At 38.1% G+C, this 7,026-nt stretch carries 7 protein-coding genes; 5 read left to right on the forward strand and 2 right to left on the reverse strand.

Going from position 1 to position 7,026, the window contains the following annotated elements; genetic code table 11:
* The first annotated feature begins 13 nt into the window (after positions 1–13).
* Positions 14–937 (forward strand): GTP cyclohydrolase FolE2, encoded by a 924-nt coding sequence (folE2, locus tag DWA31_RS04990; protein WP_114325557.1) that lies wholly within the window; start codon positions 14–16, stop codon positions 935–937.
* A 191-nt stretch (positions 938–1,128) separates the two neighbouring features.
* On the opposite strand, the gene DWA31_RS04995 is transcribed toward folE2, so the two are convergent.
* Both DWA31_RS04995 and folA read right to left on the reverse strand, forming a co-directional pair.
* Positions 1,129–2,679: a Na+/H+ antiporter NhaC family protein gene (locus DWA31_RS04995; RefSeq protein WP_114325553.1), complete on the reverse strand. Its 1,551-nt coding sequence runs from the start codon at positions 2,677–2,679 to the stop codon at positions 1,129–1,131.
* Entirely contained in the window at positions 2,669–3,205 is a 537-nt protein-coding gene (gene folA / locus DWA31_RS05000) for a type 3 dihydrofolate reductase (RefSeq protein ID WP_114325554.1), read from the reverse strand. Before folA ends, DWA31_RS04995 begins: the two co-directional genes overlap by 11 nt.
* Positions 3,206–3,519: 314 nt before the next feature.
* Between folA and DWA31_RS05005 the strand changes: the two genes are divergently transcribed.
* The 4 genes from DWA31_RS05005 to tnpB form a co-directional block, all read left to right on the forward strand.
* Positions 3,520–4,962 (forward strand): IS1182 family transposase, encoded by a 1,443-nt coding sequence (locus DWA31_RS05005; protein ID WP_114325555.1) that lies wholly within the window; start codon positions 3,520–3,522, stop codon positions 4,960–4,962.
* A 433-nt stretch (positions 4,963–5,395) separates the two neighbouring features.
* Positions 5,396–6,103: a hypothetical protein gene (locus DWA31_RS05010; RefSeq protein ID WP_114325556.1), complete on the forward strand. Its 708-nt coding sequence runs from the start codon at positions 5,396–5,398 to the stop codon at positions 6,101–6,103.
* A gap of 433 nt (positions 6,104–6,536) precedes the next feature.
* A complete protein-coding gene (gene tnpA / locus DWA31_RS05015) occupies positions 6,537–6,854 on the forward strand; it encodes an IS66 family insertion sequence element accessory protein TnpA (RefSeq protein WP_114324640.1) in 318 nt (105 codons plus the stop codon).
* Positions 6,847–7,026: IS66 family insertion sequence element accessory protein TnpB (gene tnpB, locus DWA31_RS05020; RefSeq protein WP_210725508.1), on the forward strand; the 180-nt coding region annotated here is incomplete at its 3' end. The genes tnpA and tnpB, both read left to right, overlap by 8 nt.

The raw sequence follows: 7,026 nt of genomic DNA on the forward strand, positions 1-7,026 counted from the left end.
AAGCGGAGTCGTAATGCCGACATCAATGCCTGATATTGCCAACCATACAACAGCCCAAACAGAGGGAACCCTTGACTGGGTTGGAATGAGCAATATTGAAATGCCAATAATGGTCGCCTCAAAGGGTGAAAAAGAACGCATGGTTTCAGCCCATGTTGATGCTTTTGTAAACTTAAAAGAAGCACAGGCTAAAGGCATTCACATGTCACGCCTATATTTACTTATTGATGAATTATCAACAAGCAATGTACTGAACTACCAAAGTCTAGTCACCTTACTAGATGGCTTTATCAGTAGTCATAGTGACTTAAGTGATCAGGCAAAAGTAACCTTTAGCTTTGATTATCATTTACGTAGAAAATCTTTAATCAGCGGAAAAGAGGGATGGAAAGCTTATCCAGTCACCTTATCTGGCTACTTCAACCAAGGCAAACTTACCATTGAAATGGCTATTGATGTTCCTTACTCATCAACTTGCCCTTGCTCTGCGGCATTAGCCCGCCAATTAATACAGCAAGCATTTCAACAAAAGTTTGTCGATAGTGAACTCGATATTGATGTAATACGCGAATGGCTTGGCACCACAGAAGGAATCGTAGCAACACCACATTCTCAACGTTCTGTGGCTGAAGTGAAAGTGAAGTTAAATAATAATATTAGCGATTTCCCTATAACAGATCTAGTTGACCTAATTGAAGATTCATTACAAACACCGGTACAAGCAGCAGTAAAACGTGAAGACGAACAAGAGTTTGCTCGCCTTAACGGTCAAAACTTAATGTTCTGTGAAGATGCTGCTCGTCGTCTGCAGTTCAGCATGAACAAAGCAACCCAATATGATGACTTTTGGCTAAAAATAAATCACCTTGAATCACTACATGCCCATGATGCTGTTAGTGTAACCACGAAAGGACTTATTGACGGTTATCAACCTTAAAGCTGCACTTTATTAGTAACGAGTGGCGAAGTAACTTTGCCACTCGTTTATTCCCTCTATCCTGTCACTAGTGTTCTATTTTCTGTTAAATCAGACGCTTTACTCTCTTTAAAAAAGGCGAACAAAATTTAACCGCGAAAGATCAACAGACCCTAACCAAGTGGGCTTTTTATTTATTCTCTTATTTAAAATTAAACAAAGAATACAACCGTTAATGTCCATAAAATTGCAGCTAAACCAGCCGCATAACTAGCAGGCACAATTTGCGATTTAACATGATCCATCATGTCACAGCCTGTAGTCATTGAGCTTAAGATAGTAGTATCGGAAATGGGTGAGCATTGATCGCCATAAACACTGCCATTAAGCACAGTTGCAAAACAAACTATCATAAATAGTTCAGGGTTATTAACCCCTGCACTTTGCGCAATAGCCCAGGCTAGCGGCATAGCCAGTGGAAAGGCAATGGCAAATGTTCCCCAACTTGTACCAGTAGAAAAAGCAATTAGCATCGCCATCAATTGTAATATCACCGGTAACAACCAATAAGGTAATTGCTCACTAAGTAAAGAAACAAGATAGACACCACCGCCAATTTGCTTACTTATTGCACCAATAGTTACCGCCAACATCAATATCACCGAAGCCAATACAACACCCTTCAAGCCATTACCAAAGCCATCTATAACCTGACTTAATGACATCCCTTTTGCTAAGGCGACAAATGCACTGATTAGCAACGCAGCACCAAAGGCCCAATTAATCTTCGGCGTGCCATAAAAAATAAAGGTAAGTACTGCAATAGCAATTAAGCTTAGTAAGGGTAAAATAAATTCAAGCACATGAGCGTTGTAGCCTTTAGGCACATCACAAGTTTGCAGTTCTTTGGCACTTAATGGTTTAGCGCCAGGGGCATCTAACTCTCCTGTTGTTGTTGCTCGAATATGAGCATCCCGAATTCGCTTTCCAGAAAACTTAGTTATATTAAGGCTTAACAACAAAGTACCAATTACGGCAATAATGCCATAAAAACTAAAAGGTACTGCAGAAAAGAAAAATGCCAAACGATCGGCTTCTGTTGCTAAAAAAGCAACACCAGGCACAAATATCAAGGCTTGTACATAAGCAGGCCAAGCATTAAAAGCAATAACAATTGCGATGGGAGATGCTGTTGAATCAACTATATAGCTCATTTCTTCATGGCTAATACCTGCTTTGTCAGCCAATGGGCGGACGGTCGTACCCACCAAAACCGTACTCATGGTGCCACCTTGAAAGAACAAAATACCTAAAAACCACGCAACTAACTTGGCTGAGCGCTGACCACGAACAAAATGCTTAATCATGTAATCGGCAAAAGCTTGTGCAGCCCCAGTTTTTGACCAAATACCTAATAGACCACCTAACAGCCATAAATAAAGCAACAATAGCCCTGCAGTACCCGTTTGAGCCATTGCAGGGATTAATATTTGATCAGTAAGATCATATTGCCCCATCATAAATGCGCCAATTGCTATACCACTTAATAATGCAGTTAATGGCTCTCGCGTTAGCCAAGATAACAGTATAGTGATAAAAGCAGGTAGTAATGACCACAAGCCATAATGATAAGCAGCCCCCACCATTGTCTCTTCAACAAAGTAGTTAACATACAAAGCAGAAAAAATGCCGAGAATGAGCACTATCAATGCGATAAAGTTACTGTTGTAGTTTTGAGCTTTTAAAAGAAAGTTACTCTTCATTTATTTCTCGTTGGTAAATGCAAAAATCTAACTCATAAGCATTTTTATCATCACAAGGACGTAATTCACTAGCCGTTTTTTTCCAACTACCATCATCATAAGCTGGAAACTGCGTATCACCGTCAATGCTTGCTTTTATATGAGTAACATACAGACGATCAGCATTAGGTAAACAGTGCTTGTAGATTGCACCACCACCGATCACCATTATCTCTTCAACGGCATCACTACCATCTGAGCCATCAACTAACGCTAACGCTTGCTCAACTGAAGTAACGATATCAATACCGTCAGCTGAGACATTTCCTTTGGGTATATAGGTTTCATCACGCGAAATGACAATATTTCGACGCCCCGGTAATGGCCGACCAATAGACTCATAGGTTTTTCTACCCATAATAATAGGCTTACCTAAAGTCACTTTTTTAAAATAGGCTAAATCGGCAGGTAAATGCCACGGCATAGTATTGTCTTTACCAATTATATTGTTATCGGCTGTCGCTACTATCATAGAAAGAATGGTCATGGAGTTCCTAAATTTAATTTTTTGAAGGCATAAAAAAAGAGTAATGATTTCTTATCTTATATGATAGTAAATCATTACTCTTGTGTCGATGAGTTAAAATATAGTAGCCCATATCTGATCAACATATTTCAATTTTTTATGTGTCAATTGTACCGTTAAGCATGCCTGCTTGTGCCACAGACTGTGTGAAAACCTTTTGATCACCTTTTCGTATAACTACCTGATAGTTATGATCAATCGGTCTTAACCTTCTCCACAAATATAATACATGTTTGCTATACTTATCAGTAAGTTAATCTTTATTGGTAAGTATCATGTCAGGCTTTATTAAAGGTGTTAACCGTTCCCAATCTACACTCTTTCCTGAATCTCTCGATGACTTTGTTAATACTGAAAATACCGTCAGAGTCATTGATGTGTTTATTGAAGCATTAGATTTAGCTGAGTTAGGATTTACGGGTGTCATTACCAAATCTACTGGTCGTCCTAAGTATCACCCTGCTGTCATGTTAAAGCTCTATCTCTATGGATATCTTAATCGAGTCCAATCCTCTAGAAGATTAGAAATTGAAGCGAATCGCAATATTGAACTCATGTGGTTACTTGAACGACTTGCTCCTGACTTTAAAACCATTGCTGATTTTAGAAAAAATAATGCTAAAGGGATTAAGCATGTTTGCCGTACATTCGTTCAGCTATGCCGACAACTTCATCTGTTTGATGAAGGTGAGATTGCCATTGATGGCAGTAAATTTAAAGCCAGTAACAACAAAGATAACAATTACACTCCAAAGAAAATGGCCTTTCATATTGAACGTGTTGAAAAGCATATTAGCAACTATTTAGAAAAACTAGACAGAGCTGATGAAGAGCAACATAGTCCTCAAACAATCAAGGCAACTCAAGAAACCCTTAACAATTTAAAACAGAAACTCGCTGAATTAAAAACATTAGAAAAAGAAGTTAAAGACCACCCAGAAAAACAAATATCCACCACTGATCCAGATTCAAGGTTGATGAAAACACAAGGTATGACACGAGTTGTCAGCTACAACATACAAAGTGCTGTTGATACTAAGCACCATCTCATTGTTGCACATGAAGTGACCAATACTACTGACAGAGGACAACTTTGCCCTACCGCTATTTTGGCTCAGCAGGCTCTAAAAAGAAAAGACCTAACGGTTATCGCTGATAAAGGCTATTTCAGTGGGCAAGATATAAAAAACACACAAGATGCGGGTATGACACCATTAGTCCCTAAAGGTGATACATCAGGTAGCGATAAAAAAGGAATATTTAATCGTTCGAAGTTTACCTATGATAAAGAAAAGGATGTATTTATTTGCCCCAATAACAAAGTGTTAACGCCCGGAAAAACAATGACAAAAAATCGCGATATATATCAAATTAATTACCGAGCAAGACTTAAAACCTGTCAAGCTTGCTCATTGAGATCTAAATGTACGAAAAGTGCGACCCCGAGAAAATTAACTCGATGGGAGCATCAAGACTGTATTGATAAGATGGATAAATTAATGAAAAAACGGCCTGACCTCATGCTAATAAGAAAACAGACCGTTGAGCACCCGTTCGGTACGATTAAGTGTTGGATGGGAATGACACATTTACTCACTCGCCGACTCAAAAATGTTCGAACAGAGATGAATCTCCATGTTCTGGCTTATAACTTCAAACGAATGTTAAGCATAATGGGTAATCAAGGCTTAATAAACGCCATAAAGGCTACTATATAGGCTCTAGCCTTATCTTTTTATGTTTAAACTCGCACCTACCCAAAAAATAAATAAACGTAGAACTATAAGGTATTTTTAAGTTAATAAAGGCGTAATGAGTTTTTACACAGGCTGGCCACACTGAAGACATTAGCATTTGAGAATTTATATTGAAAATTTTTGTATGTTTTGATCTAAAGCTGACATGGCTGAACAATCATATTACGCTGGTATTTTCCTGATAGCTGACGTTCGCCATAGAAGAAAACATCTGTTTCTTAATGATAACTTTTTGACTATAGCCCGTTAAATCTGAATGCGAACAAAGCCACCAAGCAGTCGTTCAAGTACCAATGAAAAATTATGTTATAATTATTAATGTTAGCTTCGTGGGCTAGTCATTATGTCTATATTCAATATGAGACGCGACATTATGTAAATATGGAGACATTAAGTGGATATTAAACCATCACACAATGTATACTTTTTACCGCTAATTATCTGGGTATTTCTAGCTACAGTTGGATGCACAACCGTGGATAGCGAGGAAAAATCATATCCTCAGTCGTGGCCCCCCTTGATTAAACTAAACGACAATAAATGTGAATTTCCGTTAGGGACATTTTCTAATAAAAATACTAGTGCTAAATACGAATACGACAGCTCCTCATACGACATTGCCCCAACACTTGATAATATTTTGGTAACGAGTCCATCAAACAATACAGTCACCCATTTACGTATTGAGAAACCAAAACCAGGAAAAATACGAATCAGGACTTTCGCATTAATCAATAATTTAGAAATTCTGATAGACGAGGAGTTTTTTGACCTCAACAAAGCCACGTGCATTAATGGTAGATTTTCTTTTGTCTCGGACACACTTTACCCTGGGCTGGCCACGTTTGAAAGCGAAGACTATAACCCTTTAGTTACCGCCGCATACATGGTTACTAGTTTTGGTATAGGTGCACCCATTTCAAGATGGTGGGATTATCGTTTAGCACTTAGCTCCGACGGCTCTTTAATAGTCAGAAGACTTAGTTTTGAGTCAGATCTGGCGCTTATTGTTATTTATATCAGGGGAGTTACGGACGATGATTGGTTTTTATATAAATCGGTAGACCCGAAAAAGTTAGTGGATAGACAAAACGAACATTAGGGTCAGACCTTTCATATTTTTCGTAGTTAAAAATATAACCAGTTTATAAAGACGTTTTCGATATAAAATCTAATTCAAACATTATGTCAATGTTGACTCTTAATGAGCGTAAAGTGGAAAAAGTTAGCGTTTACAAGCGAAACACCAACGGCAGTTATGAGCTTGCCAATGTCATTAACTTAAGGAATTAACACATACGTTTGTAGCTCATAGGGTATTTTTTGGGTACAAAGGTTCGTTCTTTTCTAACAAACTTTCTGTTTGGACGAATAGCACTCAAGCTCTTCAATATTTTACTCATCAACAACTCATATAGCTGACACTTTGCTAACTTCATTGTGAATCGTACAATAGTGAACGTCTCGCCAAATGCACATATCCTAAGCTAAGCATTAACCCTAGACTTGCTTCAACGTAATAAAAGGAGCAATGTATGAGCCGTAAAACTTCCGATGAGTGGAAATGTCTTGTAGAGAAACAAATCACTAGCGGTCTATCAGTACCAAAGTTCTGTGACCAGTATCAATTAAGTACTAAGTATTTTTATGCGCGTAAAGCTATTATCGCTAAAGGCAATAACCGTACTGATTTTATACAAGCCAAAATTATTACCAAACAAACCATTATCACTCAGCCCATTGAATATCCCATCAAACTGAATCTACCCGTTGGTGAATTATCATTTCCTCATAATATTTCTCCTGCCTTTATAGCTGAGCTGCTCAATGGGCTAACGCATGAAGATGTTTAGTGATGTTCCCGAGGTTTTTCTTTATCGTGATTTTGTCGATTTTAGAAAATCGATAAATGGTTTAGTGGTGATTGTCGAACAGCAGATGCAAGTTTCACCTCTCACGGGCAGTGTCTTTGTTTTTTGCAATAAGGGCCGAGATAAATTGAAGGTACTTTATTGGGACAAAACT

It is taken from the genome of Candidatus Colwellia aromaticivorans (assembly GCF_003333305.1).
Classification (GTDB): Bacteria; Pseudomonadota; Gammaproteobacteria; order Enterobacterales; family Alteromonadaceae; genus Colwellia; species Colwellia aromaticivorans.

Coding starts and splice junctions, on each gene's coding strand:
- folE2 (WP_114325557.1), top strand. CDS start 14: ATGCCGACATCAATGCCTGATATTGCCAACCATACAACAGCCCAAACA.
- DWA31_RS04995 (WP_114325553.1), bottom strand. CDS start 2,679: ATGAAGAGTAACTTTCTTTTAAAAGCTCAAAACTACAACAGTAACTTT.
- folA (WP_114325554.1), bottom strand. CDS start 3,205: ATGACCATTCTTTCTATGATAGTAGCGACAGCCGATAACAATATAATT.
- DWA31_RS05005 (WP_114325555.1), top strand. CDS start 3,520: ATGTCAGGCTTTATTAAAGGTGTTAACCGTTCCCAATCTACACTCTTT.
- tnpA (WP_114324640.1), top strand. CDS start 6,537: ATGAGCCGTAAAACTTCCGATGAGTGGAAATGTCTTGTAGAGAAACAA.